Raw genomic sequence first — 24720 nt, 5'->3', positions numbered from 1 at the left:
GCGAAACGCCGACACCATCGCCCCCGCGACTCGGCGTGAGGCTCAAGGTAGGTGGTCCGGAGGGGCCCGTCTCAGGAACCGTCGAAATCTGGCAGTTCGGTTGTGCCGCATCGAGATTCGTGTGTCCATAATGTCCGGTTCGCACACATTTCAAGGTGGGCAGACGGGACGGAGCGGTCTACTGCCGGGTGCGCAAGGTTCGGATCCCGAAGCCCATCGTCGAGCTCGCCGGCGGGGTCACTTGCTCATCGTCATGGTGCCGGCGTTCGTCTGCGTGACGCCGCCGACGTTCCCCGTGCTCTCGACGTAGACCGTTCCCTGGTTGCCGTTGCCGGTGCCGCTCTTGACGACGATGGGGCCGCCCACGAAATGGAAGTCGGATGTGCCGTTGAACTCGATCGTGGCGGACTTGGCGTAGATCGCCCCGGTGATGGTGGTGTTGCCGTTGCCCTGCGCGGAGAAGGCGTTGGCGTTGTCGCGGTCGTAGATGATGCCGAAGCCGGAGGGCCACCCGGCCGGGGCGCCTGCGGGTGTGCCGGTGGGTGCCTTGAGGCCGGCGATGACGCCGTTCTTGGCGTCGAGGCTGCCGCCCGCGCTCTTGAAGTAGAGCGTGACCCCGCCGCTGCTCGTGAGCGTCGAGTTGTTCTTCATCGTCCAGGCGCCGGTGATGACGTACGCGCCGGCGCTCAGCGTGCAGGTGCCCGACGGGATCGCGAAGGCCCCGTAGACCCCCGGGCCGTCGGAGCACGGGTCGGACTTCGCGGACAGCCCGGTGCTCGAGAGCGGCAGCGACATCGATGCGAGCGGGTCCGGGATGACCGGCTCGGTGATGTACGCCGGCGAGAACTGCCCGCCGCTCACGGTGCCGGTGACCCCGACCGTCTGCGACGACGCCGGCGTGACCGTCCACATGCCGTTGGGGCCTGCGGACAGGTTGCCGTTGAGGTGGATGCTGCCGTTGCTGACGCTGTAGTCGGCGTTGCCGGTGTCGGTCGTTCCGGTGCCGAGGAAGCACAGGGCGCAGTCGCCGAGGAGGGTGGTGACGACCTTGAGGCTGGACTGGGCCTCACGGTCGACGGTGAGCTGGTTGGTTCCGGTCACGATCTGGCCGAGCCCGAGGGGTGAGCTGGCGGTGACGTGGTAGTCGAGGGTGAGCGTGCCGGTGGCACAGGACGGTACGAGGTCCACGTTGGGCGAGCTCGGCATGTTCGCCAGCCGCAGCTGGTCCGCTGCCGTCTCCGCCTGGCTCAGCAGCGTCATGTCGCCGACGAGGCTGGCGCAGGTGCCCGACTTCCCGGCGTAGACCTTGCCGGCAGCCATGACCGCGGCATCCGCGGCGGTCTGGGCCTGGCGCTTGTTGACGTAGGCCATCCCGAAGTCGGTCACCAGGGCGGCGCAGATGCAGAGCGCCACCATGAAGAACGTGACGACGAGCGTGACGGCCCCGCGCTCGTCACGGCGCATCAGGCCGTGCCTCAGGAGAACTCGCACCGGAACACCCCGTCGGCGGTGAGGCGCTTGGTGTTGCCCATGCCGGGGATCGGCAGCATGACGTTCGCGTCGTAGGCCACCGTCACGTAGATGTTGTCGGTGGCTCCGGAGCCCGTGCAGGGCTTGGTGCTGGAACTGCCGCAGACGTTGGTGGCGCCGGCCGAGGTGGTGCCCCGCCGGACCGTGACGTTCGCCGACGGGAGGACCACCAGGGGCCTGGCCGAGTTCACGGCCTCCGACGTCACGTCGGCACAGGTCCGGTTGATGTTGTCGACCACGGCGTACCGGGCGGCCTGCCGTGCAGCGTTGCTCAACGCCAGGTTCTGGGCGAAGAGCAGCCCGAACACGACGATGGCGAACAGCAGCAGAAACAGGACCGGAGCCAGCATGGCGAACTCGACCGCCGTGGCTCCCTTGTCCCGTCGGCGCGCGCTGCCGCCTCGGTCCGTACCTGCAGTGGTGCTCTTGGCGCCCTGAAGGCACGCCAACGATATGAAGCCCATATCTCCCCCGAGAAGTATGGTGTGTCGCCTCGTCTGGCCAGGGGCACGTTACCCCGAACGGGGGCCTGCGTCCGGGAAAAGCGCGAGCCGCCTTTCGTGGACCTGCATGTCGTTGCTCGAGCAACAGGCGGGACGGCGGCTCCTACGCCACGGCGTCGAGGACGAGCTCTCCGACCTGGCGCATCCCGCGCAGCACGGCCCACACCGTGAGGTGGTCGAGCGAGGTGCCGACCGCGGGGTCCCAGTTCGCGACGGCCGCCCAGGCGACGGTGCGACCGCCGGCGGTCACCGCGCCGACGTCGGCCCGTACCCCGGCGTCGGTCCCCGTCTTGTTCCACAGGACGCGTTCCTCACCGAGCGAGACGTGGTGCGCGATGGGGTCGAGGCCGGCCTGGTCGACGAGGACGGAGCCGACCATCGACTGATCGACGTTCGCCGAGAGCCATTGCCGGACAAGGCGATCCGGCTCCGGGCCGATCGCCGTCCCGTTCGCGAGCCTGACCATGAGCGAGCTCAGCTCGGCCGCGTTCCCGGTCGAGAGCGTCGCCGGGTGGTCGTCGGAGCGGACATCGCGGACGCGGTCGTGCAGGGCGGTCGACCTGAGCCCGAGAGCGGTGGCGCGCGCGGCGACCTCGGCCAGGCCCACGCGTCGGAGCAGGACGTTGGTGGCGAGGTTGTCGGACACGGCGCCGACGAGCGCGGCGACGTCGACGAGGGGGAGGGTCTCCACGGACAGCGTGTGCCAGAGGCCGGAGTCGCCGACCCAGAGGTCGACCGAGCGGGTGAGCGGCTCGTCGGGGGAGAGGTCGCCGGCGACGAGCCCGCGCGCCGTCTCGAGCAGGAGCAGCACCTTGCCGACGGACGCCGTGCGCAGGGGCACCTCGGGGTGCTCGGCCGCGAGCGTCGTGCCCTCGGCGTCGCGCAGGCACACCGACCACGTGACTCCGCCGGCGTCGGGAAGCTCGAGCTGCATCAGTCCAGCGACCTCAGCCACGACAGCAGTGCTGCGTTGACCTGTTCGGGCGCCTCCTCGGTGAGGAAGTGCCCGGCGCCCTCGACGTTGACGTGCCGGTAGTCGCCGGGGACGAACGCGCCCGAGCCGCGCGTCGACGCGGGCAGCACGCATCCGTCGTCGGTGCCCTGCAGCTGCAGCACCGGGACGCGGATCGCGTGGCGGACGCGACGCATGAACAGCGGGCCGTCGGGGCGGACCGACGAGCGTCCGAGCCAGCGGTAGTGCTCGGCCGCGGAGTGGGCGACGAACGGGATCATCATGGCGTCGCCGTAGCGCTCCACGTCTGTGTCCGTGGGGAACTCGCCGAACGGCGAGGACCACGCGCGCATCAGCTCGCCGACGTACTCGTGCGACTCGGCCATCTCGCGCTCCGGCACGAACGGACGCTGGAGGCCGACGATCCAGCTCGACGCGCGCCTCTGCTTGCGGTCGGTCCACGTCGCGTGGCGCATGATCCGCGGGTGCGGCATCGACAGCGACGCGACGGCCCGGGTGACGTCGCGCCGGAACGTCGGCATCGACCACGAGATCCAGCCGCCGAGGCCCTGGCCGACGACGACGGCCTGCTTCTCGCCGAGCGCGCGGATGACACTCGCGGCGTCGAGGGTCGACATGTACGTGTCGTAGCCGCGGGGCGGCTTGTCGCTGCCGCCGTAGCCGCGCAGGTCCATCGCTGCCACGCGGAACCCGGCCTCGGCGAGCGCGACCATCTGGTGGCGCCACGTGTACCAGAACTGCGGGAAGCCGTGCAGGAGCAGGACGAGCGGCCCGTCACCCAGCTCGGCGACGTGGAACCGGGCGCCGTTGGCGGAGACGTAGCGGTGCTCCCACGGACCCTCGACGTTGACGAACGCAGCGTCGACGGGCATGGGAGGGCGCGGTGAGGCGTCAGGCGTCGCGCGAGGCGTCGACGGCAGGGGTGGAGGGGGTGACCGGCGCGGCCGGGAGGTCCTTGCGGTCCCACTCGGGGCGCGGTGCGGGCACGACGGTGCCCGGGTTGGCCAGGGCGGCCTTGACGCCCTCGACGGTCTGCTGGGCGTTGGCGATCGCCTTGTCGGGCGAGGGCTTGACGGTCTTCATCTTGCGCACGCCGAGCAGGGCGAGCACCGCCGCCACGAGCAGCATGAACACCGTGACGATGAGGAAGCCGAGCCACCGCGGCAGGCCGAGCGCGGTGAGGCCCTCGGCGATCGTCGTGAAGATGAAGTAGACCGAGTAGAAGAGGATGACCGCGGCACCGGCCAGCAGGCCTCCGCCGACACCGGCCTTCTTGAACTGGACCGAGACCTCGGCCTTTGCCAGCGCGATCTCGCTGCGGATGAGCGCCGAGATGTCCTGGGTCGCGGACGCGACCAGCTGGCCCAGTGTCCGCTCCTGCCGCGGGTCCGTGCTCATCGGCTGTCTGCCTCGCTCTCGCTCGGGGTGCGCGCGGGACGCGCGCCTACCGGTTGCCACCCTACTGTGACTCCCCTACCCCGACGCGGACGGGACACTCACACGCGGGTTTGTCCGACTTCACCCGAAACCGTGCGGTCGGCAGGAGCGCGCCTCTACCCTGCGGGAGCAAGTGAGTCATCGGGGGGCTCTGACACACGCAGCACGGGGTGGGGTGCGCCACATGAGCGTCCAGGTTCAGGTCGCGCGCGCAGTCCGGTCGACGCAACGACCGGCACGGGACGCGTTGCGCTGGGCGCTGCCCGTCTTCGTCGTGACGCGGGCCGTCGACGCCGTCTTCATGGCGGTCGCCTCGAGGTTCCAGGTGTCGCTGCCTCCGGCCCCGGCGGGGATGTTCACCTACGCCCCGAAGCCCGCCGACCCGGGCCTGTTCGGCGTGCTCACGAACTGGGACGGTCAGTGGTACCAGTTCATCGCCGAGCAGGGCTATCAGGTGCCCGCGCCCGGCGAGCACGGAGCCGCCGACGCCCTGTGGGCCTGGCAGTTCCCTCCGCTCTACCCGTTCCTCGTCCGCGCGCTCATGGTGGTGACGCGGATGGACTTCCCGCACGCGGCCGCGACGCTCAGCCTCCTAGCCGGCGCCGCGGCGATGGTGGTGCTCTACCTGCTGCTCGAACGCGCGGGTGGCCGACGCGTGGCCCGGACGGGGGTGCTCCTGGCGAACCTCTTCGTCAGCGCGCCGATCCTCGGCGCCGCCTACTCGGCGTCGCTCAGCCTGCTCCTGCTCCTCTCCTGCCTCTACGCCGTGAGCCGCCACCGCTACGGCGCCGTCCTCGTCCTGCTCGTGCTCCTGTCCCTCACCCGCCTCATCACCCCACCGTTCGCCGTCGTCATCGCCGTGCACTGGTATCTGCGTGAGCGCGGCGAGCAACCGTCAACGGTGACTCGACGTCAGCGCGTCCTGCTCGGGGCGTCCGCCGTCTACTCGGTGGTGGGCGCGTTCACGTGGCTGTCGGTCGGTGCCGCCTTCATCGGGCCGGCCAACGGGTTCGCCCGAACCGAGGGCCAGCGCTCGATGGCCTTCGGCTGGTTCGGCGCCTCGCTGCGCGAACTCGACCTGCCGGGGCTGCTCGGCGTCGTGGTGCTCGTCAGCCTGACGATGCTCTACGCCGTGAGCCGCCGCTCGAGCAGCTGGGGCGTGGAGATGCGGGCCTGGTTCGCGTCGTATCCGTTCTTTCTGGCCGCCGCCACGTCGATGCACCCGGGGATCCTGCGCTACCTGCTCATGGTGCCGACGCTGCCGATGGTCGCGGCCCCGGCCGCGACGCTGCCCGTGTGGGCGCGTCGGAGCCGGCTTGGCGTGCTGGTGGTGATCGGGCTCTTCGCCCAGTACTGCTACGTGCGCTACCTGCTCGTCATCCCGAGCCACGTCGCGCCGGTCTACCTGCCCTGACGCTTCGGCTCAGTGCGCGGCTGCCACCCTGGGCGGTGCTGCTTCAGCGGGTCATGGTGCCCACGGCAGCAGGGCAGGCGCGGGATCGAGGATGTACAGGTATCGAATCCACAGCCACTGGCCCCACAGTGCGAGGAGGGTGACGACTATGAGGCCGGCGACCTTCGCGGCGGACGGCCGGTTGCGAAGAAGAGCCGCTAGCGCGGTCGCGAGAAACGGCGCGGCGAGCAGCAGGTAGCGGATGACGCCGGGCGTCACGGGAGTCACGAGGAGAACGAAGACGACGTAGGCGACTCCCCAAGCGCACAACTCCGGAGGGACGTCGAGGCGTCTCGCGAGGAGTACAGCCCCGAGCAGCAGGATGACGACGGCCAGCGCGAGGAGAAGCACCACGGCCGGTCCACCCGCGCGCCACAGCCCGCCGAACCAGCCGAACTCGAACGACCTCAACATCGACGACGCTCGAGCGGTGCCGGACAACGGCCCGTTTCCCAACCGCGTGCCCGCCGACCGTCCGGCGACGATGCCCGTGATGGTGCTCCACAGCCAAGGTGATGCGAGGGCCAAGAGCGCACACGCCGCGGACGCAACGCGGACGCGCATGGCAGGACGTCCGGCAGGGTCGCGGTGCCACGACCACCACTGGACGGCGATGACGACCGCGAAGGGCACCGCCACCGGTCGGGTGAGCGAGAGCAGCGCGATCCAGACGAACGCGAGGCCGTAGCGCCTCGACATGAGTGCCGACAGTGTCAAGAGCACCAGCAACAGTGCCGCGGGTTCGCTGTAAGCCAGACCCAGCAGGGGAGCTGACGGGAAGGCGTTGAGACTCACTGCTGCCACGGCGGCGACAACGGCGCCGACGGCGGGGCAAAGGATCCGGAGTAGCAGCAGACTCGCGAGCAGGCCGAGCAGAAGGTTGACGGCGATCGAAGCAGCCGGAAAGCCAAGGCCCGTCACGGCCATGACCAGTCGGGCCAGCGCTGGAAAGAGGGGCGGGAAAGCCCAGGCCCACGCGTCGTTGGGCGAACGAATGGCGTCGCCAGTCGGGTAGCCGTCCGTCGCGATGCGTTCGTACCACTGGCCGTCCCAGTTGGACAGAAGGCCGCCCAGACCTGGTGACGGCGGCGTCGGCGAGTGGACGAAATACTCCGAGGGGCTGCCCCCTGGGTTGGCCGGGCCACTCCCGCTCTGCGCCGTGGACGCCCACCACAACTCGAGGAAGTTGAGACAGCGGAGCACCACATAGCCGGAGATGACGACGAGGACGGACCGCGGCACCCACGCCCGGGCGTCCCCGGCCTCAGGGGCGGAGGTGGCGCTCCCTCGGTCGCGCGGTTCCGTGAGCATTGCGTGCAACATAACCGCAGCGGGAGCACGTGTCCGGACTTCCGTCCTTCGTGTCGCGCTGGAGGGGTGCTGTTAGTCGACGTCTTCGTACACGTCCGGGATGCCGTCGCGGTCCCGATCCTCGGTCTCGCGAAGCTCGACGAGACGGTAGTGACGGTTGCGCTGTCGAAGGACGATCGTCGCGAGGAGGGCAGCCAGGAGGCTCCCGGTGAGAACGGCGAGCTTGACGTGCTCGTCGCGGGCGGAGCCGGCGCCGAAGGCCAGCTCGCTGACGAGCAGGCTCACGGTGAAACCCACACCGGCGAGGATGGACAGCCCGAGCACGTCGGTCCATGACAGGTCCGAGTCGAGCTCGGCCCGGGTGAAGCGGGCGACCGCCCAGGTGCCGCCGAGCACTCCGACGGTCTTGCCCACGACCAGTCCGACGACGACACCCAGCGCCGCGGCGTCGGTGACGGCGGCGCCGAACCCGCCACCCACCACCGTGACTCCGGCCGCGAAGAAGGCGAAGACGGGCACGGCGAACCCGGCCGAGAAGGGGCGGACCTTGTGCTCCATCCGTTCGGCCAGGGTGTGGACGTCGGGGTCCTCCTCGCGCTCTCGGTTGACGGGGACAAGGAGCCCGAGCAGCACGCCGGCCACGGTCGCGTGAACCCCGCTTGCATGAACCAGGGCCCACGCCACGACTGCTGGTACGGCGAGGAGGAATGGGTTGGTGAGCTTGCGGCGCAGGAGGATCCGCCAGGCCGCTAGCGGCGCGGCGGCCGCCAGCAACCAGACCAGATGGACCGACTCCGTGTAGAAGATCGCGATGATGGTGATCGCGATGAGGTCGTCCACGACGGCGAGCGTCAACAGGAAGGAGCGCAGGGCGCTCGGAAGGTGCGTGCCGATGACCGCGAGGACGGCGAGGGCGAAGGCGATGTCGGTCGCTGTCGGAACGGCCCAGCCGCGAAGCGACGCCGAGAGGTCTGCGCCCCCGTGCTCGACCAGGACCACCGTCGCCGCGTAGAGCAGGGCGGGGAGTGCGACGCCGCACGCCGCCGCCGCGATCGGCAGGGCAGCCTTGCGTCGGTCGGACAGGTCGCCGGCCACGAACTCGCGCTTGAGCTCGATGCCGGCGACGAGGAAGAACACGGCGAGGAGCCCGTCAGCGGCCCACGCGCCGAGACTGAGGTCCAGATGCAGGGCGCTCGGGCCGACGGTCGTGTCACGCAGGCTCGCGTAGGCATCGCGCCAGGGGGAGTTCGCCCAGATGAGGGCGACCACGGCGGCTGACAGGAGGATGGCCCCGCCGACGGTCTCCTGCCGCAGCACCTCAGCGACGTACCGGGCATCACGCCAGGTGCCGCGGCCGAGGATGCGGCTCTTTGCACTGCCTGCGGGCGAGGAGCTGGCGGTGTGGTCCTTGGTCACGAGATGCCTCCGGGGTCGTCGACGAGAGACGCCGACCAGTCTTCCCGGCACACCCTTGCCGCGCTCGCGGGAGCGCGGACCAGCCGATTCTACGGGGAGCGCGAAGGGGCGTGATGAGGCTCGGTGAACCACCGGGTTGCTGCTGCCTTGCAAGATCCTTGTGCCCGACTTGTCCATTTCGTGAATTTCATTGGGGCGGTGGCAAATCGGACTAATCAGGCATGCGCGTCTATGGGGCGAATCCGCCGCTATCTTGTGCTCAAGGGGGCAAGGGGCAGATCCGTCGGTTCGGGTGTGGGGGAGCAATGGGTGAGAAGCCTGCAGGGTGGTATTACGTCGGGGACGGACAGCTCCGCTACCGCGACGACTACGGCTGGACCGAGTTCGTCATGGACACGAACGACCCGCGCGCCCAGAAGTGGCCGCCGCCCACGCCGCGCACCATGCTCCAGCAGGTGCGCGACCACGAGGCCGAGCTGGCGATGATCGCCGCGCACAATCGAGGCCGGCGTTCCCGTTGGTTCCGCCGTCGTGAGGCGCGTTCTCGCTGACCCGTGACCCTCGGTCGGTCCCGGTTTCGCGCAAGGCGCTCCTTGGGTCAGGCGATGCCTGCCTGGGGCTCCCGTTCCTGCGCGCCTGCTCGATCCGCGCGCCGGCCGAGGATGAGGGTACCGGCCAGGACGACGGATGGACCCGCGACGAGCCCGACTGCGGTCACCCACCCGAGGCCGGGATCGAGTGCCACCAGGACGAGGAGGACGCTCGCTCCGAGGATCCACAGGACGGAGGCAGCACCAGCTCGGCGCGACGCCAAGAGGGCGGTACCGGCGACAGCAGCCGTCGTGGCCACCACGGTCGAGGCGGCCAGACCCACCACGACCACAGGCGGGACATCCGGAGCCTGCCCGTAGAGCAGCGGAAGTGCGATTGGCGATGCACCCGCGGCAGCAGCGGTGGCGAGAGCGGATACAGCCATTGCAGCGAGGGATGCCCTGCGGCGCATGACCGAGAAGCCAGCCATGTCCCCGCGTGCTCGGGCGTGACTCAGGCGGACGAGCGCCGGCGTGGTGAATCCTGCTGCCAGCACGCTTGCGAAGCGGTAGTAGCTGCTTGTCACGACGAAGGCTCCGATCAAGGCAGGCGCGTCGAGGAGCTTTCGCTCGAGGACGAACGGTGCAGCATTGAGGCAGGCCTGGTACCCAAGCGCCACGAGCACGAACGCGAGCTGCTCGGCCTTCGGCTCCTCGCTGGAGCTGCCGCCCGGGATCGGTCCGGTCTGTGTCAGGCCCCGAACTGCCCCCACGAGGCCTGCCACCAGCACCGGGCCTCCCAGTGCAGCCGCCAGGACGGGCGCTCCCACGCTTTCCGGAACCGCGATGGCGGCCGCCACGAGAATGATGCGCACGCCCCCCTCCAGACCGAAGAGCCCTGCGTAGCGTCGTAGATCTCCTGAACCGGCCACCCGTCCCCGGGCAATGGCTGCGACGGTCCATCCGACGACCCCGAGAACGGTCGCCGTGCCGAGGAAAGTGAAACTCTTGTCCGCCGGGGACTGTGCTGCCCAGATCAGGGCCAATGCCGAGACCCCGACGGTCACGAGGGCGAGCCTCAGGCTGGCGGCTCGGACGTCCGCCGCGGGGTCGGCATTGAGTCGTCGGCTGATCATCTGCTCCGTAGGCATCGCCAGCCCGTAGCCGAAGACCGTTATCGCGGTCCAGGCGAGGCTGTAACCCGTGAAGGCCTCGTGACCGAGTACCCGCGGTCCAGCGGCCAGAGCGGCCAAGACCGAACCTGCGACGACGAGGTTGCCCGCTGTGACAGCGGGCGCACCACCGCGGCGTAGGGAGTTCTCCTGCGTCACGGCATCTCCTGGCCTCGGGCTCGTCGGGTCCCAGTCGCCCACGATAGTCCGGCGTCGGCCGCCCGAAGCGGACCGACAACCTGCTCAATTCCGGCCCATCCGACGGGTCGCTGGGTAACATCACGCGGGTGACTGGACGTGAGGGGCCACGGCTGGTGCCCACAGATGCTGCGGTTCGAAAGAAGGCCATTCGTGCCGAGATCGACGGGCTGCTGGGTGAGTACTTCGACCTCGTCGAGCCGATGCCTGCCGACTCATGTCCGCTCTCCGTCCCGCTCTACGGGGCGGAGGAGGTCAGCGGGGCGCTCGGCACGATGCTCGATCAGAACGTCACCATGGGCGCCTTGGTCCGCGAGTTCGAGGATGAGTTCGCCCGGTTCGTGGGAACCGAACACGCGATCATGGTCAACAGCGGTTCGTCTGCGAACCTGCTCGCGCTCGCCGTGCTGTCGAGCCCCTCGCTGCCCGGTGCCCTGAGGCCGGGGGACGAGGTCATCGTCCCGGCAGTGACGTGGGCCACGACGATCTCCCCGATCCTCCAGCACGGTTGCGTCCCCGTTCTGGTCGACATCGACCCTCAGACCCTCAACCTGCGTCCCGAGGACCTTGAGCTGGCCCTCTCCTCCAAGACCCGCGCCATCATGCCCGTGCACCTCCTGGGCAACCCGGTCGACATGGGTCCGCTCATGGAGTTCGCGGCTGCACACGACCTGCGTGTCATCGAGGACACCTGCGAGTCGCTGGGAAGCTCGATCGACGGACGGATGGTGGGGGCGTTCGGCGACTGCGGCACGTACTCCTTCTACTTCTCGCACCACATCACCACCATCGAGGGCGGCATGTTGGTGACCAACGACGCTGGGATCGCCGACCTCGCTCGGTCGATGCGTGCGCACGGGTGGACCCGGGACATGGCCCAGCGGGAGGCGTTCGAGGCGGCGAACCCGTGGATCGACCCACGATTCCTGTTCGTCAACGTGGGGTACAACCTGCGTCCGATGGAGCTGCAGGCAGCCTTCGGCCTCGTCCAGCTCAAGCGGCTCGACTCCTTCAACGACCGGCGGCGTTCCAATGCCGAGTACCTGCTCGGCGCGCTGTCCGGGCTCTCGGGGCACCTCGAATTCGTGACCGAGCAGCGTGGTGGGCGCAGCACCTGGTTCGGCTTCACCGTGATGACGAGGAGCGGCGACGTGCGACGCCGACTGAGCGCCCATCTCGAGGAGCGCGGCATCGCGACGCGTCCGATCGTGGCCGGCAACCTGGCGATCCAGCCGGCCTTCCGTGACAACCCGCACCGCACAGTGGGGCACCTCGTCGGAGCAACGCAGGTAGGGGAGCGGGGGCTGTTTATCGGCAACCACCCCAACCTGAGCCGAGCCCAGCTCGACCACATCATCGACGCGTTCCAGTCGTTCTTCCTAGGCGTCTGAGGTCGTGGCGGACGGCAGGGTCCTCTGGCTGCACAGCCATTTCGAGCTGCCAACGGGAGGCACGAAGTACATCTACGAGGTCGCGCGACGCCTGGCCGAGGTCCGACCTGTCGAGATGGTCGTCGAGAGCGCATCGCCGTTGTGGCGTGACCGCTACGCCGCCGAGGGCATCACCCTCAACGAGATCGGCGGGCTGACGTCGACGCGCCTCGCCTACTGGGCGGCTTTCCCCTGGTTTCTGCGTCGAGACCTGAAGGCGCTGCGTTCGCTCGTCCGGCCGGGTGACGTCCTCGTGTCCAGCTTCTACCCGATGCCCTGGGCCGCCACCCGCGTGGCCCGCGACCTCGGCTTGCGGCACGTGTCACTGTGCTTCGAGCCCTTCCCGTTCTTCCATGACGCCGAGGTCATCGGTCTCTACCCGCGTCCGAAGCGCGCCCTGTTGCGAGGCTTGCGGATGGCCTACGGACGGCTGGACCACGTCGGGATCACCGCGGCCGACTCGCTCCTGACCCTCAACGCGACCACCAAGGGCGAGATCGAACGCGTCTACGGCCGAGGTGATGCGGTGCCGGTGTATGCCGGTGTCGACACCGAGCTCTTTCGGCCCTACTCGGATGAGGAGGTGGCGCATCTCGTCGCAGCCTGGGGACCGGGGCCCTGGGTCGTCCACTCGACTGACTTCTCGCCGATCAAGCGCACCGACCTCGCCGTGCTGGCCTTCGCGGAGGCCGCGCGCAGCAACCCCGAAGCGCGACTGCTCGTCACGAGCACTCGTGAGGATCCTGCGGCAGAGGCCCAGGTCCGGCGCCTCGCCGCCGAGCACGGCGTCGGGGACCGCGTCGTCATGGCGGGCTTCCTGCCGTTCGCCGACCTCCCGCGGGCCTACTCGCTGGCCACCGCACTGCTCCAGACGGGCACGTCGGCCGGCTCCGGTGCAACGACGATGTCGCTCCCGGTCAAGGAGGCCCTGGCCTGTGGCACCGCAGTGGTTCGCAGCCGGGCCACGGACGAGGACGTCGAGGACGGAGTCAGCGGCTTCCTCGTCGATCCCTCCGACTCGGCGCAGACTGGTGCCCGCTTATCCGAGCTCTTGGGCGACCCGGCGCGGGCATCCAAGATGGGTCTTGCCGGCCGGGAGCGCATCGAAACCACGTACACGTGGTCAAAGGTCGTGGATTCCGTTTCCCAAGAGGTGAACTCGTGAGCCGACGCGCCCTGGTGACAGGTGTCGGGGGATTCACCGGGCGCCGGCTCGCAGAGCGTCTTCTCGCTGACGGCTGGGACGTGTCCGGAACGGTCCACTCGCGTCCATCCGGCATCGAGGGGGTCCAAGAGCATCGATGTGACGTCGCCGACTGGGCCGAGGTGCGACGTGTCGTGGCTGAGTCGCGCCCCGACGTCGTGTTCCACCTCGCGGCCATCGTCGACACCGTGACGACTCCGGACCTGTCGGCCTTGTACCGCACCAACACGCTCGGAACGGCCGCCGTCCTGGACGCCGTGGGCAAGGCGGGTGACGTCGCCCGAGTCGTCCTCGCCAGCTCCGCCTTCGCGTACGGCCGGTTCGACGGGCCTGGCGCCGTCGTGGGTGAGGACACCCCGCTCGCGCCCGTCACTCCCTACGGGGCGTCCAAGGCGGCTGCCGAGGTGATCGCTCTGCAGTGGTCGCGGCAGCACGCCACCGACGTCGTCGTCGCCAGGGGCTTCCAGCACACGGGCCCCGGACACGTCGGCAGGTACGCCCTGGCTGACTGGGCTCGGCAGTTGGCCGAGGGCGCCGACCGGCTCGAGGTGGGGGATCTCAGCCCTGTGCGGGACTACCTCGACGTCCGTGACGTCGCGGGAGCATATGTGGCTCTGGCGGAGTCGGGCCGTGCGGGCCGCGCCTACAACGTCGCGAGCGGGATCCCGCGCAGCATGCGGGACATGCTCGACGGGCTGGTGACAGCCTTTGGTCGAGAGGTCGAGGTGGCCGTCGCCCCAGACCGCCTCAGGGCCGTCGACCAACCGGTCTTCGTCGCCGACGTCGAACGACTTCACGAGGACACCGGCTGGGTACCGGCGTACGGGGTGGAGGAGACGCTGCGAGACCTTGCAGACTTCGCGACGGAGTCCGCGCGGGCAGCCGGCGAGGATGACGCCCGTTCTGCGGGTTTCACGCCCTTCGAGCGGAGGACCCGTGGGTAGCATGACCGGAGTCCGCAAGCACCGCGTGGGGTGGACAGGCATCGACCGGATGAAGGAAACGCTGTGACGAAACGTGCCCTGATCACCGGCATCACCGGCCAAGACGGCTCCTACCTGGCTGAGCTCTTGCTGTCCAAGGGGTACGAGGTCCACGGGCTCATCCGTCGCGCCTCGACGTTCAACACCTCGCGCATCGACCACCTGTACGTCGACCCCCACGACAGCGGCGCCGAACTCTTCCTGCACTACGGCGACATCGCCGACGGGTCGCGTCTTGTGACTCTCCTGGCCCAGGTCCGCCCCGACGAGGTGTACCACCTTGCGGCCCAGTCACACGTGCGCGTGAGCTTCGACGAGCCCGAGTACACCGGCGACACCACGGGCCTCGGCACGATTCGACTGCTCGAAGCGATCAGGATGATCGGCCTTCAGTGCCGGTTCTACCAGGCGTCCAGCTCGGAGATGTTCGGTGCTGCACCTCCGCCTCAGAACGAGGAGACACCCTTCTACCCACGCAGTCCGTACGGCGCGGCAAAGGTGTACAGCTACTGGGTCACCCGCAACTACCGCGAGGCCTACGGGATGTTCGCGGTCAACGGCATCCTCTTCAACCACGAGAGCCCTCGCCGCGGTGAGACCTTCGTGACGCGCAAGATCACTCGCGCCGTGGCCCGCATCAAGGCGGGACTCCAGGACGACCTCTACCTGGGCAACCTCGACGCCGTCCGCGACTGGGGTTACTCACCGGAGTTCGTCGAGGCGATGTGGCTGATGCTCCAGCACGACGAGCCGCGCGACTACGTCGTGGCGACGGGCAGCGCCTATTCGGTCCGCGACTTCGTCCAGTTCGCGTTCGAGCACGCCGACCTCGACTGGGAGAAGTACGTCCGCTTCGACGAGCGATACCTGCGCCCCACCGAGGTCGACGCGCTCATCGGCGATGCCTCGGTCGCCGAGAGGACGCTCGGCTGGGTGCCGAAGGTGCACACTCCCGACCTCGCTCGGATCATGGTCGACGCCGACATCGAGTCGCTGCAGTCAGAGGGATCGCCGTGGGTCCACCGGGCGTGGGCGCATGGCTGACCGTGGATGCGTCCTGGCGGTCGTCCCGACCCTCGGTGAGCGGACGGACACGCTCGGGGCGGCTCTCGCGAGCGTCCGTGCGCAGGAAGGTATCTCGACGACACTCGTCGTCGTAGTCCCGGCGACGGCTACGGAGGCCAGGGCGATCGCGAAGGAGTTCGGCGCTCTCGTGGTCGACGATCCGCGCAGGGGCTTGTCTGCCGCTGTGAACGCAGGCATCGAGGCGGCCGACGGAGAGTCCTACTTCGCCTGGATCGGTGACGACGACGAGCTCTACCCGACGGGCCTGCGAACCCTCGCCGACCTGCTCGAGGCCGACCACGGCGCCGTCGTCTCCTTCGGTGCCTGCGACTACATGGACGATGCCGGCCGGGTCTTCGCCGTGAGCCGGGCCGGACGATGGGCTCGCCGAGTGCTGGCCTGGGGGCCCGACCTCATCCCACAGCCCGCCTCGCTCACGCGTCTGCCGGCCATTCGTGCCGTTGGCGCCTACGACGAGGGCCTGCGGTTCGTCATGGACCTCGACATGTTTCTACGGCTGCGCCGGCAGGGGCGGTTCCTCACGACCGGCGAGCGCATCGCGTCCTACCGGTGGCACCCCGACGCCCTCACGGTGGCCAATCGCGGCATCTCCATCGCCGAGGCAGAGAAGGTCAAGCGGCGTCACCTGCCCGGTCCGCTGCGTCCGCTGGCCCCGGTCTGGGACGCGCCGGTGCGGCTGGCGATCACGCTGGTCTCCAAGCAGCTCTCCCGGCGGGCACGGGCGGGTCGTCATGTCGACTGAGGCGCCCGGTCCTCTCGACCGACATGCTCCCTTCTACGTGGCGGGCCACCGCGGGCTCGCCGGGTCCGCCGTGTGGCGGCGCCTTGAGCGCGACGGGTTCACCGATCTCGTGGGCCGCTCGTCGGGCGAGCTCGACCTGCGCGACCGCGACGCCGTTCTCGAGTTCTTCGCCGAGATCCGACCACGCTACGTCGTCGTGGCGGCGGCCCGGGTCGGCGGCATCCTCGCCAACAGCACGCGTCCGGTGGAGTTTCTCTCCGACAACCTCAGGATCCAGGTCAACGTGCTCGACGCGGCCCACGCGAGCGGTGTCGAGCGCCTGCTGTTCCTCGGGTCCTCGTGCATCTACCCGAAGTTCGCGGACCAGCCGATCGCGGAGTCTTCCCTGCTGACGGGGGCCCTGGAGCCGACGAACGATGCGTACGCCATCGCCAAGATCGCCGGCATCATGCACGTGCAGGCCATGCGGCGCGAGTACGGCCACCGGTGGATCAGCGTCATGCCCACCAACCTCTACGGTCCAGGCGACAACTACGACCCCGAGTCCTCGCACGTGCTCGCAGCGCTGATCCGCCGCTTCCACGAGGCGGTAACCAATGGGGCAGCGTCGGTCACGAACTGGGGAACGGGCGCGCCGCTGCGCGAGTTCCTCCACGTCGACGACCTCGCCTCGGCAGTGCTCCACCTGCTCGAGCACTACGACGACCCTGCTCCCATCAACGTCGGTACCGGGCGCGACCTCAGCGTCCGCGATCTCGCGAGCCTCGTCGCCGAAACGGTCGGGTTCACGGGCAGCATCGAGTGGGATGCCGGCCGGCCCGACGGTACGCCGCGCAAGCTTCTCGACGTTTCTCGCCTCGAAGCCCTGGGTTGGAGCGCGCGAATCCCCTTGCGCGACGGCTTGGCCGAGACGTATGCCGCGTACCTCGCGGCACTGGACTCACCCTGAGCGAACCGGTCCGCCGGGCTCGATGTCGGCCGTCAGTCGCGCTTCTGAGTGCCGTTGCTCCCTGACCGATCGCGTCGGGGCTCGTTGTCGAGACGTTGGAGCGCGGCCTCCTCGGCAACCCGAAGAAGCTTCTTCTCGAGACGTCCTACCTCGGCGGTCAGCTGGATGAGGATCAGCAGCAGGCCGACGAACCCGATGAAGAACAGAAGGTTCAGGGGGACGGCCACACCGGTGATCCATGCTGCCCAGTCGAGGAAACCAGGTGCCAGCGCCATGAGGGTGGTGATGAGCCCGACGACGGTCCACGTCACCGCGAACCGTCCGCGGATGTACCGGCGCCTCACCATCTCGAAAATGGTCAGGACGACGATGACCGCTCCCGCGAGGGCGAACCCGAAGCCGCCGGTCAACGGACGACTCCGGTCATGACCGGCCGAGGGCGCACGAGGCCGAGGAAGATCGTGGCAACTGCGCGGCCGGCATAGCCGACGGAGGCGATCGTGTTCTGGCTCGGCGTGCCGCCCAGGCGCGGACGCATCGAGACCGGCACCTCGACCACGCGAAGGCCGGTCCGGCGGGCAAGGACGAGGGACTCGACAGTGTCGCCGAGGTACTCACACGGGTAGTGCTGCGCGAACAGCTCGATCGCAGAGCGCGAGAAGGCGCGGAACCCCGATGTCGAGTCCGTGAGGGGGGACCGCACCACCCGGCTCATGAGGCCGGCGACCACACGCATCGAGGCGAAGCGCACAGGGTGCACCTCGTACCCGTCTCCTGAGGCGAAGCGACTGCCGATGACGACGTCGGCGATCGACGTTGCGTCGATGAGCGCTCGCGCTTGCTCGGCCACGTGCTGGCCATCGGCATCGATCTGGATGACTACTGCATATCCGCGTTCGGCCGCGTAGCGGAATCCGGTGCGCATGGCACCCCCGACGCCGACGTTGAAAGGGTGCGAGGCGACCCGGACCGGGAACTGCCGAGCGATGCGCGCAGTGTCGTCGCGTGATCCGTCGTCGACGACGAGGACGTCAGTGTCGGGCAGGTTCTCGAGTACCTCGGCGAGCACGACGGCGATGGAGGCGCCCTCGTTGTACGCGGGCATGACGACGAGGACGCGTGGGTCGACGCCTCCGGCGTCGTCCCGGCTGATGCTCTCGATCACGTTTCCCCCGCTGCCCTGGGCAGTCCACGTCCTCTGGTCTGCGCCCATGGTGCCGGTCGATGTGCAGCCGTGTCCGGCGTTTGGGACAACTTGGCCGGAGGGTCACCCGGCACTGCGGAGGCATCGGCGGCCGGCCTCAGGCCAGGAGAGCCCACCACTGAAGCGGGCAAATCGGCGCAGCGAGGACTGGCTTCGCCTATGCTCGCCGGGACTCGTCCGGTCCGGATGGACGGGGTGCGGTACGAGACGCAGCACGCCCCAGGGGAGGAGCGCCAGCGCATGCCGTCAGCAAAAGCCGTGTCCACCACTCACGTGACAGGTCCTGCGAGCGCCCGGCGGACAACCGGCGCCGTTGCACGCGTCGCTGCGCGTGTCCGCCTGTTCCTTGTCACCTATTGGGTGCCGCTCGTCGTCTTCGCGGCTTCCCGACTTGTCGACACCGTGTTCCTCGTCATGGCGGCGCACGACCAGGTTGCTTTGACCCGCACTCGCATCGACTACTACGTCTATGACGCCGAGCCCGCTGACCCCGGCTATTTCGGGATCGTCTCCAACTGGGACGCCCAGTGGTACCGGCGGATAGCGACGGACGGCTACGAGCTGCCCGCGCCCGGAGGGTCCGCCGCCGATACGCGCAACACTCTGTGGACGTGGGCCTTCCCGCCCGCGTATCCGATGATCGTCAGGGCCCTGATGGGGGTCACGACGCTCTCCTTCCCGGTCGCGGCCACGATCGTCAGCTGTCTTGCTGGTGCCGCGGCCGCGGTGCTGATCTACCGGCTCGTGGTCCGCACTGGCGGTCGGTACCTGGCCACGATCACCGTCCTCTTCTCCAGCTTCTTCATCAGCGCGCCGCTGCTGCAGATCGGCTATAGCGAGTCGCTCGCCCTGCTGTTCCTGATGGCCGCCCTGAACCTGTTGGTGGATCGTCGCTACTGGTGGGCTGCTGTAGCGGTGCTGGCGTTGTCGTTCACTCGCATCGTGACGCTCCCCCTCCTCCTCGCCGTGGCGGTGCACGCCTATCTCCGGTGGCGGGCCGAAGGCGCTTTCTGGGCGGGCAGGCTCAAGGAGGCCCTGGGCCTTTTCACCGTCGCCTTCGTGAGCGTGTTCGGTCTCGTCTCGTGGATGCTCCTCGCGTCGGTCTTCATCGGCACCAAGGCGGGCATGGAGCGCAGCGCCGGCCAACGAAGTCTTTACCTCGGATGGTTCGAGGACTCGTTCCACCTCTTCGGGGTCCTCGGCCCAGTCTTCCTCCTGCTCTTCCTCGCTCTGGTGACGCTGAACATGGTGGGTCGCCGCGGGCGCGTATGGGCGCCCGAGCTGCGCGCTTGGTCCGTGGCCTACCCAGCGTTCCTCTTCGCGATGACCCCGATCCTTCCCGCCGTGCTGCGCTACCTGCTCCTCGTGCCCACCTTGCCGGTGCTGCTCGCGGGGACGCCTCGGACCGCCTCGAAGCGATCGATCATCTGGGTCGGGCTCTTGCTCGTGGCCCTCTTGATCGGGCAATGGTGGTACGCCCACAACATCGTCGTCGTCTTCACGTCCGAGGCTCGACCCGCCCCTTAACGACATCGGGTGAGTCCGATATGTCCGTGAATAGCAGGATATGCGGATTGAATTACCGCTCTATCGGATTCATTTGCCGGACACTGATGTCCGCTCCCTCCTACCTTCGCCCTCAAGGTCGTGGATGAGGGGGAGACGTGCACTACCTGAGGAGTCTGACAGGGCTGCGTTCAGTAGCAGCGTTGCTCGTGCTGCTGCACCACGTCGCAGTGCTGAGGCCCGACATAGGCCTGCTTCGGCCGGCGGAGCTCGGTTACGTCGGCGTCACGTTCTTCTTCGTTCTCAGCGGCTTCGTCCTGACGTACTCGTGGAACGACGCGATGACAGCGCGCGACTTCTATGTGAAGCGTCTCGCGAGGATCTACCCGCTGCACCTGGCGACGATCGCCCTCATGCTGGTCATCGACCGGGGCGAGCAGCCCTTGTCGGCGGTGGTGGCGAATGCCTCGCTCGTCCACGCCTGGTGGCCGCAGCAGTGGATGGCCTACTCGGTCGTGGGCGCCGCTTGGTCCCTGTCGTGCGAGGCGTTCTTCTACGCGCTCTTCCCATTCGCCATCGGAGCCGTCGCTGTCGTCAGGCGGCCGCTGCTGCAGGCGTCGCTCCTGGCATCGGCCGTGGTTGCGATTGCTGCGCTCACGGCGTCGAAGACAGGGGTGGGGTCCTACTTCTTCCACCTGCCGATGGTCCGCTTCTCTGACTTCCTCATCGGCATCCTGCTGTGCCTCTCCCTGCGCCGGGGCTGGCGACCGCCGGGCGGGGTGAAGGCCATGTTGCTCGTCCTGTGCGGCGGCTATTCGGTGCTGTCGTGGGTGCAGCACGAGCAGTTCAACGGCACGGATCGGCAGTGGTTCTACAGCGCGGTCCTTGCCTTGCCCTTTGGGCTTCTCATCGCAGCCTGTGCGGTGCGTGACCTCGACGGCAGGCCGTTCGTCCTGGCCACGAGGATCTGGGTTCGGCTCGGAGAGTGGTCGTTCGCCCTCTATCTCGTGCACGGCCCCGTGCTCTCGGTCCTTCGCGCTCCCCTCACGACCTCGGAGGGCACGGATGCCGTCCTGGCTATCCTGTCCGTGCTCTTCGTCAGTCTTGCGGCTGCGGCGTTGCTGCACGAGCTTGTCGAGGCGCCGCTGGAACGGGCGATCCGACGTGCCTGGACGCGGAGGCGGCCAGTGCGCGTCGAGCCAGGTGCGTCGGCAGCGCTCGGCTGAGGCGGGGCCCTCAGCCACGGACGAGGATGACCCACCCGCCTATGCGCTTGCTCTCCTCGTACCCGTGATCGAGCGCCACGGAGGCGTGGACCGACCCGGCGGGTGCGATGACCACCTGGGCCTGCTCGAGGGCGCGCGCCGCTCCCGCCGCATCCGCGCGTTGGAACGCCAGGTATGCGGCCTGGTCCTGCGCCTCGAAGGCGTCCAGTGGATTGCTGACCCACACCGTTGCGCCCGTCGCGGCCAGCTGCTCGGAAACGGGTTCCGGGGCGAGGACGACCCTGCCTGATGCGGCACGGGCTGCGGCAGCGATGTCATCGTCGGCGGCGCGCAGAGCGGGTGCGCGCACGGCCAAGATGCTCGTGACGGCGACCGCTCCCAGGGCCACGACTGTTCCGGCGAGCAGGGTGTTGCGCCGCCCGTCGCGGGGCGTCCGTCGATCGCCCACCATGACACCCGTCTCCGGGGACGCGTGACGGCGAGAGGTCGCTGCGGCGCCGGCGGCCAGCAGGAGCAACCAGACGCCGTTCCGGGACGCCGTAACCGTGCCGACGATCAACCCGGCGAGAGCGACGTACTCCCACACCGGCCGTCGACCTCGCGCCGCCATGATGACGAGGATCAGCCCGGCAGCGATCGTCATGAGGTCGAAGGGGTTTCCGAGGTTCGGGCGCCCCCACATCCCCGACGCGTCTGAGGTTGCCTCGCCACCAAGGACGCCCAGGTAGTAGGACGGCGCCCGCCACAGGCCGGGGTTCGCGCAGGCGGCCACCAGCGTGGCGATCCCCAGGCAGACGGTGACGACCGGATCGCGGCGAAGGCTGGAGAAGAGCAGGTAGCAGCCGGTCACGGCCACGCCGATGAGGACCGCCCCGTGGAGGTTCCCCCACAGCGCTAGGAGCGGCACCACGAACCAGACTCTGCGTGAAGGGTGCTCGTGGTCATACCGAAGCAGGAGAAGCAGCAGCGCGAACGGGACGAGTGAAAGCAGCTGCACCCGAGCGACGAGGAACGCGGTGGCCGCGCCCACGGCGAGGACGACGATGACGAGGATCGTGCGCGCTGCCGGCGCCCCGCGCCGAAGCGCATCCCAGGCGATGAGAGCGAGCGTCGCAGACACCGAGATCGCTTGGCCTGCAATCAATCCCACGGTTCCAGCCGCACCGATCGCGGAGAATGCGAGCTGCCCGAGAACTGTTGTGTTGACCCAGCCGGACGTCGGTGCGGCAGCGAATGGCACGCCCGTGGGCACTCCGCCTGCCTCCCTGATGTGGTTGCCGAGTGCCACCGGCCAGAAAGCGTCGGAGCCGGTCCTGGACAAGGCCGCGACCATGGCGGTCAGCGTGAACACAGCGACCCAGCAGGCGACGGTTCCCGCCGTGGCGGGCGCCGAGGCAGGCGTCACCGCCGATGCATCACGGGTCCGAGATGCCTGCCCCGACATGCCTGCTCCGTCCGTCGCGCTGTGCCTCCACGAGCGGCGGAGACCCATCGAAATCCTCGTTCAAACCCTGCCACCCGGCGCGTCCGGTTGACACCTCTTTGTGTGGGTGATGAGAACTTCAAGCATTTTCGGGACACGGCGTCAACGCCCACCTACTCTCTGTTCAGCGGGGGGCACATCGGGTGGCCCTGCACCATCGGGAGGAAAGAACAATGACGAAGCTTGCTGCCAAGCTCCAGACGGGTCTCAGCCGCGCCATGGACCGCGAGAAGGGCGCGACCGCCGTCGAGTACGGCCTCATGGTCGCCCTCATCGCCGTCGTGATCATCGCGGCCGTCACCCTTCTCGGGAACAAGCTGTCGACGACGTTCAACAACGTCGCGACCCAGGTCTGATCCAGTGACGGGCGCCGGCTCCACAGGCCGGCGCCCGGACACGGCTCGTCGTCGGGGGACGGGCTGCCACACATCAGCACCACGTCTGGCACTCACCCACACGTACGAGGAGCGCATCCCAATGACCAAGCTTGCATCGAAGCTCCAAGTCCGCCTCAACGGCGACCGCGGAGCCACGGCCGTCGAGTACGGCCTCATGGTTGCTCTGATCGCCGTCGTGATCATCGCGGCGGTGACGCTGCTCGGCAACAACCTGTCGCAGACGTTCAACAACGTCGCGACGCAAGTCTGAGCTCGACGTCCACGCCGGGGGGCCGGGGACGACATAGGCGCATCAGCGCGGGGAGGGCGGTCTGGCATGGCCAGAAGTGAACGTGGCGCGTCAGCGGTGGAGTTCGCGATCGTCCTCCCCGTGCTGCTGCTCGTACTCGGCGGCATCGTCGACTTCGGGCGCTACTTCTTCGTCCAGATCCAGGTGACGAACGCGAGCCGCGAAGGTGTCCGCGCCGCGGTGATGTACCCCAACCCAGCCGCCGCCGACATGACGGCGATCACCGCTCGAGCGATGGCAGCGGCCGGGGCCGCCCCGGGCATCGCGGTGCAGGGCGTTAGTACCTGTGCTGCCAGCGCGACGACCAACGCGTCCGTCACTGTCACCGCCCCCTTCAACTGGATCATCCTCGGGCCGGCCATTCGCATGGTCGGTGGCAACTGGAGCAGGCTCAACGGTCCGGTCGCGGCGACGGGAGTCATGAGATGTGGGGGCTGAGGAAGGTGAGCCGCCGTCGTCATGACGCCGGTGCGGTCGCAGTCATCGTGAGCGTCGTCGTGGCGTTCGGCGTCCTCATGGGGTCTCTCGCCATCAGCGTCGACGTCGGGTCGCTCATGTCAGAGCGGCGACAGCTGCAGAACGGTGCGGACGCGGCAGCCTTGGCCCTGGCCCAGCTGTGTGGCGTCAACGACCAGAGCTGCAAGTACTCGACTTCTCCGGTTGACACCACGGCCGCAACCGCCGTCCAGCCGCTGGCGGGCCTCAATGCCCAGGACGGCAAGTCGACGGTCAGCAGCGTGTGCGCGGCGAACATCTCCACCATCACCACGACGTGCGAGACGCCCGACGCGGCAAGCATGACCAAGTGCACGCCCAAGCCGAGCTGGCTCAGCGGCGCCATCCCCTACGTCGAGGTCAAGACGACGACCTTGAACGTCGGCGGCGGGAACACCGTTCTCACCCCGTTCGCGAAGGTCCTGACCAACAGCTCCGGGAGCACGGTCACGGCGTGTTCGCGGGCGGCCTACGGGCCCGGGCAGCCGACCCAGATCACGGTTCTTTCACTTTCCATCTCCGAGTGCGACTGGTCTTCGCAGGTGGGCTGGCCCGGTGCCACGAACTACCCCGTCGGCCCGTCTGGAGCATGGCCTGGCTACTCCGACACCGACACCCGTCCGCGCTGGCCAAGCTCCGAGGATGCGGTCTTCGCCAAGGGCAACGACACGACGTGTGACACGTCGAGCCCCGGCGGCACCGCGCCAGGTGGCTTTGCCTGGCTCGACGGGATCACCGGTCCGTGCTCGGGGGTCATCGCCGACAACGCGTGGGTCCACGGCGACACCGGTGCAAACGGCTGCAGCACGGCGCAGTTCGACCCGTTGCAGGGGACCATCGTCTACATCCCGGTCTTCGACTGCATGATGAACAGCGATCCGGGCCGAGCGCCGATCGCGGGTGACAACTGCAACTCGGGCTCGGGCAACAACACGTACTACCACATCTCCGGATTTGCCGCGTTCTACCTCAGCGGTTGGCGTCTGACCAACGGGAGCAAGAACAGCGTCCGTCCGCCGAATGGCCTCTGCGGCACGAGCAACTCGCAGCGGTGCCTGTCGGGTTGGTTCCTCAAGGACCTCATCCCAGCCGGAGACATCATTCCGCCGACACCGACGGATCCGAACTACGGCATCACCGTCGTGAAGCCGGCGGGCTGACCGCCACACAACGTCTTTCGATCAACAGCTAGTCGGGGGGAG

25 protein-coding genes are annotated in these 24720 nt (G+C 68.7%); 14 read left to right on the top strand and 11 right to left on the bottom strand.

What is annotated here, in order from left to right:
- Window positions 1-237: 237 nt before the first annotated feature.
- The 5 genes from BIV28_RS06445 to BIV28_RS06425 form a co-directional block, all read right to left on the bottom strand.
- Window positions 238-1464 carry a pilus assembly protein TadG-related protein gene (locus BIV28_RS06445; protein ID WP_076260306.1) on the bottom strand — a complete coding sequence of 409 codons (1227 nt, stop codon included), beginning with the start codon at window positions 1462-1464 and terminating at the stop codon, window positions 238-240.
- Between the two features lie 11 nt (window positions 1465-1475).
- Complete coding sequence (locus tag BIV28_RS06440) at window positions 1476-1994, bottom strand: TadE/TadG family type IV pilus assembly protein (RefSeq protein WP_083707095.1); 519 nt, start codon at window positions 1992-1994, stop codon at window positions 1476-1478.
- Between the two features lie 142 nt (window positions 1995-2136).
- Window positions 2137-2988 (bottom strand): serine hydrolase, encoded by an 852-nt coding sequence (locus BIV28_RS06435; RefSeq protein ID WP_242652798.1) that lies wholly within the window; start codon window positions 2986-2988, stop codon window positions 2137-2139.
- Window positions 2967-3878 carry an alpha/beta fold hydrolase gene (locus tag BIV28_RS06430; RefSeq protein WP_076260302.1) on the bottom strand — a complete coding sequence of 304 codons (912 nt, stop codon included), beginning with the start codon at window positions 3876-3878 and terminating at the stop codon, window positions 2967-2969. The genes BIV28_RS06435 and BIV28_RS06430 overlap by 22 nt, the downstream gene beginning before the upstream one ends.
- Before the next feature lie 19 nt (window positions 3879-3897).
- The gene (locus BIV28_RS06425) at window positions 3898-4404 is read right to left on the bottom strand and encodes a phage holin family protein (RefSeq protein WP_076260300.1); all 507 of its coding nucleotides are present in this window, start codon (window positions 4402-4404) and stop codon (window positions 3898-3900) included.
- Between the two features lie 223 nt (window positions 4405-4627).
- Between BIV28_RS06425 and BIV28_RS06420 the strand changes: the two genes are divergently transcribed.
- A complete protein-coding gene (locus tag BIV28_RS06420; protein WP_207555818.1) occupies window positions 4628-5857 on the top strand; it encodes a hypothetical protein in 1230 nt (409 codons plus the stop codon).
- A gap of 51 nt (window positions 5858-5908) precedes the next feature.
- Here the strand turns inward: BIV28_RS06420 and BIV28_RS06415 are convergent, their stop codons facing one another.
- Both BIV28_RS06415 and nhaA read right to left on the bottom strand, forming a co-directional pair.
- On the bottom strand, window positions 5909-7207 hold the full coding sequence (locus tag BIV28_RS06415; RefSeq protein WP_207555817.1) for a hypothetical protein: 1299 nt from the start codon (window positions 7205-7207) through the stop codon (window positions 5909-5911).
- A 72-nt stretch (window positions 7208-7279) separates the two neighbouring features.
- Complete coding sequence (gene nhaA / locus BIV28_RS06410; protein ID WP_207555816.1) at window positions 7280-8623, bottom strand: Na+/H+ antiporter NhaA; 1344 nt, start codon at window positions 8621-8623, stop codon at window positions 7280-7282.
- Between the two features lie 305 nt (window positions 8624-8928).
- On the opposite strand from nhaA, the gene BIV28_RS06405 reads away from it, so the two are divergent.
- Window positions 8929-9174, top strand: a complete 246-nt coding sequence (locus tag BIV28_RS06405) for a hypothetical protein (RefSeq protein WP_076260295.1) — start codon at window positions 8929-8931, stop codon at window positions 9172-9174.
- Between the two features lie 47 nt (window positions 9175-9221).
- Here BIV28_RS06405 and BIV28_RS06400 read toward each other — a convergent pair whose 3' ends face one another.
- Window positions 9222-10484, bottom strand: a complete 1263-nt coding sequence (locus BIV28_RS06400; protein ID WP_076260294.1) for a hypothetical protein — start codon at window positions 10482-10484, stop codon at window positions 9222-9224.
- A gap of 128 nt (window positions 10485-10612) precedes the next feature.
- Between BIV28_RS06400 and BIV28_RS06395 the strand changes: the two genes are divergently transcribed.
- The 6 genes from BIV28_RS06395 (at window position 10613) to BIV28_RS06370 (ending at window position 16917) form a co-directional block, all read left to right on the top strand.
- Window positions 10613-11914: a DegT/DnrJ/EryC1/StrS family aminotransferase gene (locus BIV28_RS06395; RefSeq protein ID WP_207555815.1), complete on the top strand. Its 1302-nt coding sequence runs from the start codon at window positions 10613-10615 to the stop codon at window positions 11912-11914.
- Between the two features lie 4 nt (window positions 11915-11918).
- On the top strand, window positions 11919-13118 hold the full coding sequence (locus BIV28_RS06390) for a glycosyltransferase (protein ID WP_076260292.1): 1200 nt from the start codon (window positions 11919-11921) through the stop codon (window positions 13116-13118).
- Complete coding sequence (locus tag BIV28_RS06385; RefSeq protein ID WP_076260291.1) at window positions 13115-14101, top strand: NAD-dependent epimerase/dehydratase family protein; 987 nt, start codon at window positions 13115-13117, stop codon at window positions 14099-14101. The genes BIV28_RS06390 and BIV28_RS06385 overlap by 4 nt, the downstream gene beginning before the upstream one ends.
- A gap of 63 nt (window positions 14102-14164) precedes the next feature.
- On the top strand, window positions 14165-15184 hold the full coding sequence (gene gmd, locus BIV28_RS06380; protein ID WP_076260289.1) for a GDP-mannose 4,6-dehydratase: 1020 nt from the start codon (window positions 14165-14167) through the stop codon (window positions 15182-15184).
- Entirely contained in the window at window positions 15177-15968 is a 792-nt protein-coding gene (locus tag BIV28_RS06375) for a glycosyltransferase (RefSeq protein WP_076260288.1), read from the top strand. Before gmd ends, BIV28_RS06375 begins: the two co-directional genes overlap by 8 nt.
- Entirely contained in the window at window positions 15958-16917 is a 960-nt protein-coding gene (locus BIV28_RS06370) for a GDP-L-fucose synthase family protein (protein ID WP_076260286.1), read from the top strand. Before BIV28_RS06375 ends, BIV28_RS06370 begins: the two co-directional genes overlap by 11 nt.
- A 32-nt stretch (window positions 16918-16949) precedes the next feature.
- On the opposite strand, the gene BIV28_RS06365 is transcribed toward BIV28_RS06370, so the two are convergent.
- Together BIV28_RS06365 and BIV28_RS06360 are read right to left on the bottom strand one after the other, a co-directional pair.
- Window positions 16950-17327 (bottom strand): DUF2304 domain-containing protein, encoded by a 378-nt coding sequence (locus BIV28_RS06365; protein WP_076260284.1) that lies wholly within the window; start codon window positions 17325-17327, stop codon window positions 16950-16952.
- Window positions 17324-18082, bottom strand: a complete 759-nt coding sequence (locus BIV28_RS06360; protein ID WP_341350196.1) for a glycosyltransferase family 2 protein — start codon at window positions 18080-18082, stop codon at window positions 17324-17326. The genes BIV28_RS06365 and BIV28_RS06360 overlap by 4 nt, the downstream gene beginning before the upstream one ends.
- A 234-nt stretch (window positions 18083-18316) precedes the next feature.
- Between BIV28_RS06360 and BIV28_RS06355 the strand changes: the two genes are divergently transcribed.
- Window positions 18317-19648, top strand: coding sequence for a hypothetical protein (locus BIV28_RS06355; protein WP_207555814.1), 1332 nt, complete (start codon window positions 18317-18319; stop codon window positions 19646-19648).
- Between the two features lie 137 nt (window positions 19649-19785).
- On the top strand, window positions 19786-20853 hold the full coding sequence (locus tag BIV28_RS06350; RefSeq protein WP_076260281.1) for an acyltransferase family protein: 1068 nt from the start codon (window positions 19786-19788) through the stop codon (window positions 20851-20853).
- Window positions 20854-20863: 10 nt separating this feature from the next.
- On the opposite strand, the gene BIV28_RS06345 is transcribed toward BIV28_RS06350, so the two are convergent.
- Window positions 20864-22204 carry a hypothetical protein gene (locus BIV28_RS06345; RefSeq protein WP_076260279.1) on the bottom strand — a complete coding sequence of 447 codons (1341 nt, stop codon included), beginning with the start codon at window positions 22202-22204 and terminating at the stop codon, window positions 20864-20866.
- Window positions 22205-22509: 305 nt separating this feature from the next.
- Here BIV28_RS06345 and BIV28_RS06340 point away from each other — a divergent pair, with 305 nt between their 5' ends.
- The 4 genes from BIV28_RS06340 (at window position 22510) to BIV28_RS06325 (ending at window position 24678) form a co-directional block, all read left to right on the top strand.
- Complete coding sequence (locus BIV28_RS06340) at window positions 22510-22692, top strand: Flp family type IVb pilin (protein ID WP_076260277.1); 183 nt, start codon at window positions 22510-22512, stop codon at window positions 22690-22692.
- A gap of 121 nt (window positions 22693-22813) precedes the next feature.
- A complete protein-coding gene (locus BIV28_RS06335; protein WP_076260275.1) occupies window positions 22814-22984 on the top strand; it encodes a Flp family type IVb pilin in 171 nt (56 codons plus the stop codon).
- 96 nt (window positions 22985-23080) lie between these two features.
- Entirely contained in the window at window positions 23081-23461 is a 381-nt protein-coding gene (locus BIV28_RS06330; protein WP_242652796.1) for a TadE/TadG family type IV pilus assembly protein, read from the top strand.
- A gap of 5 nt (window positions 23462-23466) precedes the next feature.
- Window positions 23467-24678 (top strand): pilus assembly protein TadG-related protein, encoded by a 1212-nt coding sequence (locus BIV28_RS06325; protein WP_207555813.1) that lies wholly within the window; start codon window positions 23467-23469, stop codon window positions 24676-24678.
- Window positions 24679-24720: the final 42 nt, after the last annotated feature.

The sequence above is a fragment of the Intrasporangium flavum genome (assembly GCF_001956915.1).
GTDB lineage: Bacteria > Actinomycetota > Actinomycetes > Actinomycetales > Dermatophilaceae > Monashia > Monashia flava.
This window is presented reverse-complemented; position numbering and strand designations above follow the sequence as displayed.

Excerpts from the sequence above, each read along its gene's own strand:
- BIV28_RS06440 (WP_083707095.1), bottom strand. The coding sequence starts at position 1,994 with ATGGGCTTCATATCGTTGGCGTGCCTTCAGGGCGCCAAGAGCACCACT.
- BIV28_RS06335 (WP_076260275.1), top strand. The coding sequence starts at position 22,814 with ATGACCAAGCTTGCATCGAAGCTCCAAGTCCGCCTCAACGGCGACCGC.
- BIV28_RS06370 (WP_076260286.1), top strand. The coding sequence starts at position 15,958 with ATGTCGACTGAGGCGCCCGGTCCTCTCGACCGACATGCTCCCTTCTAC.
- BIV28_RS06420 (WP_207555818.1), top strand. The coding sequence starts at position 4,628 with ATGAGCGTCCAGGTTCAGGTCGCGCGCGCAGTCCGGTCGACGCAACGA.
- BIV28_RS06425 (WP_076260300.1), bottom strand. The coding sequence starts at position 4,404 with ATGAGCACGGACCCGCGGCAGGAGCGGACACTGGGCCAGCTGGTCGCG.
- BIV28_RS06405 (WP_076260295.1), top strand. The coding sequence starts at position 8,929 with ATGGGTGAGAAGCCTGCAGGGTGGTATTACGTCGGGGACGGACAGCTC.
- BIV28_RS06375 (WP_076260288.1), top strand. The coding sequence starts at position 15,177 with ATGGCTGACCGTGGATGCGTCCTGGCGGTCGTCCCGACCCTCGGTGAG.
- BIV28_RS06340 (WP_076260277.1), top strand. The coding sequence starts at position 22,510 with ATGACGAAGCTTGCTGCCAAGCTCCAGACGGGTCTCAGCCGCGCCATG.
- BIV28_RS06430 (WP_076260302.1), bottom strand. The coding sequence starts at position 3,878 with ATGCCCGTCGACGCTGCGTTCGTCAACGTCGAGGGTCCGTGGGAGCAC.
- BIV28_RS06445 (WP_076260306.1), bottom strand. The coding sequence starts at position 1,464 with ATGCGCCGTGACGAGCGCGGGGCCGTCACGCTCGTCGTCACGTTCTTC.
- BIV28_RS06415 (WP_207555817.1), bottom strand. The coding sequence starts at position 7,207 with ATGCTCACGGAACCGCGCGACCGAGGGAGCGCCACCTCCGCCCCTGAG.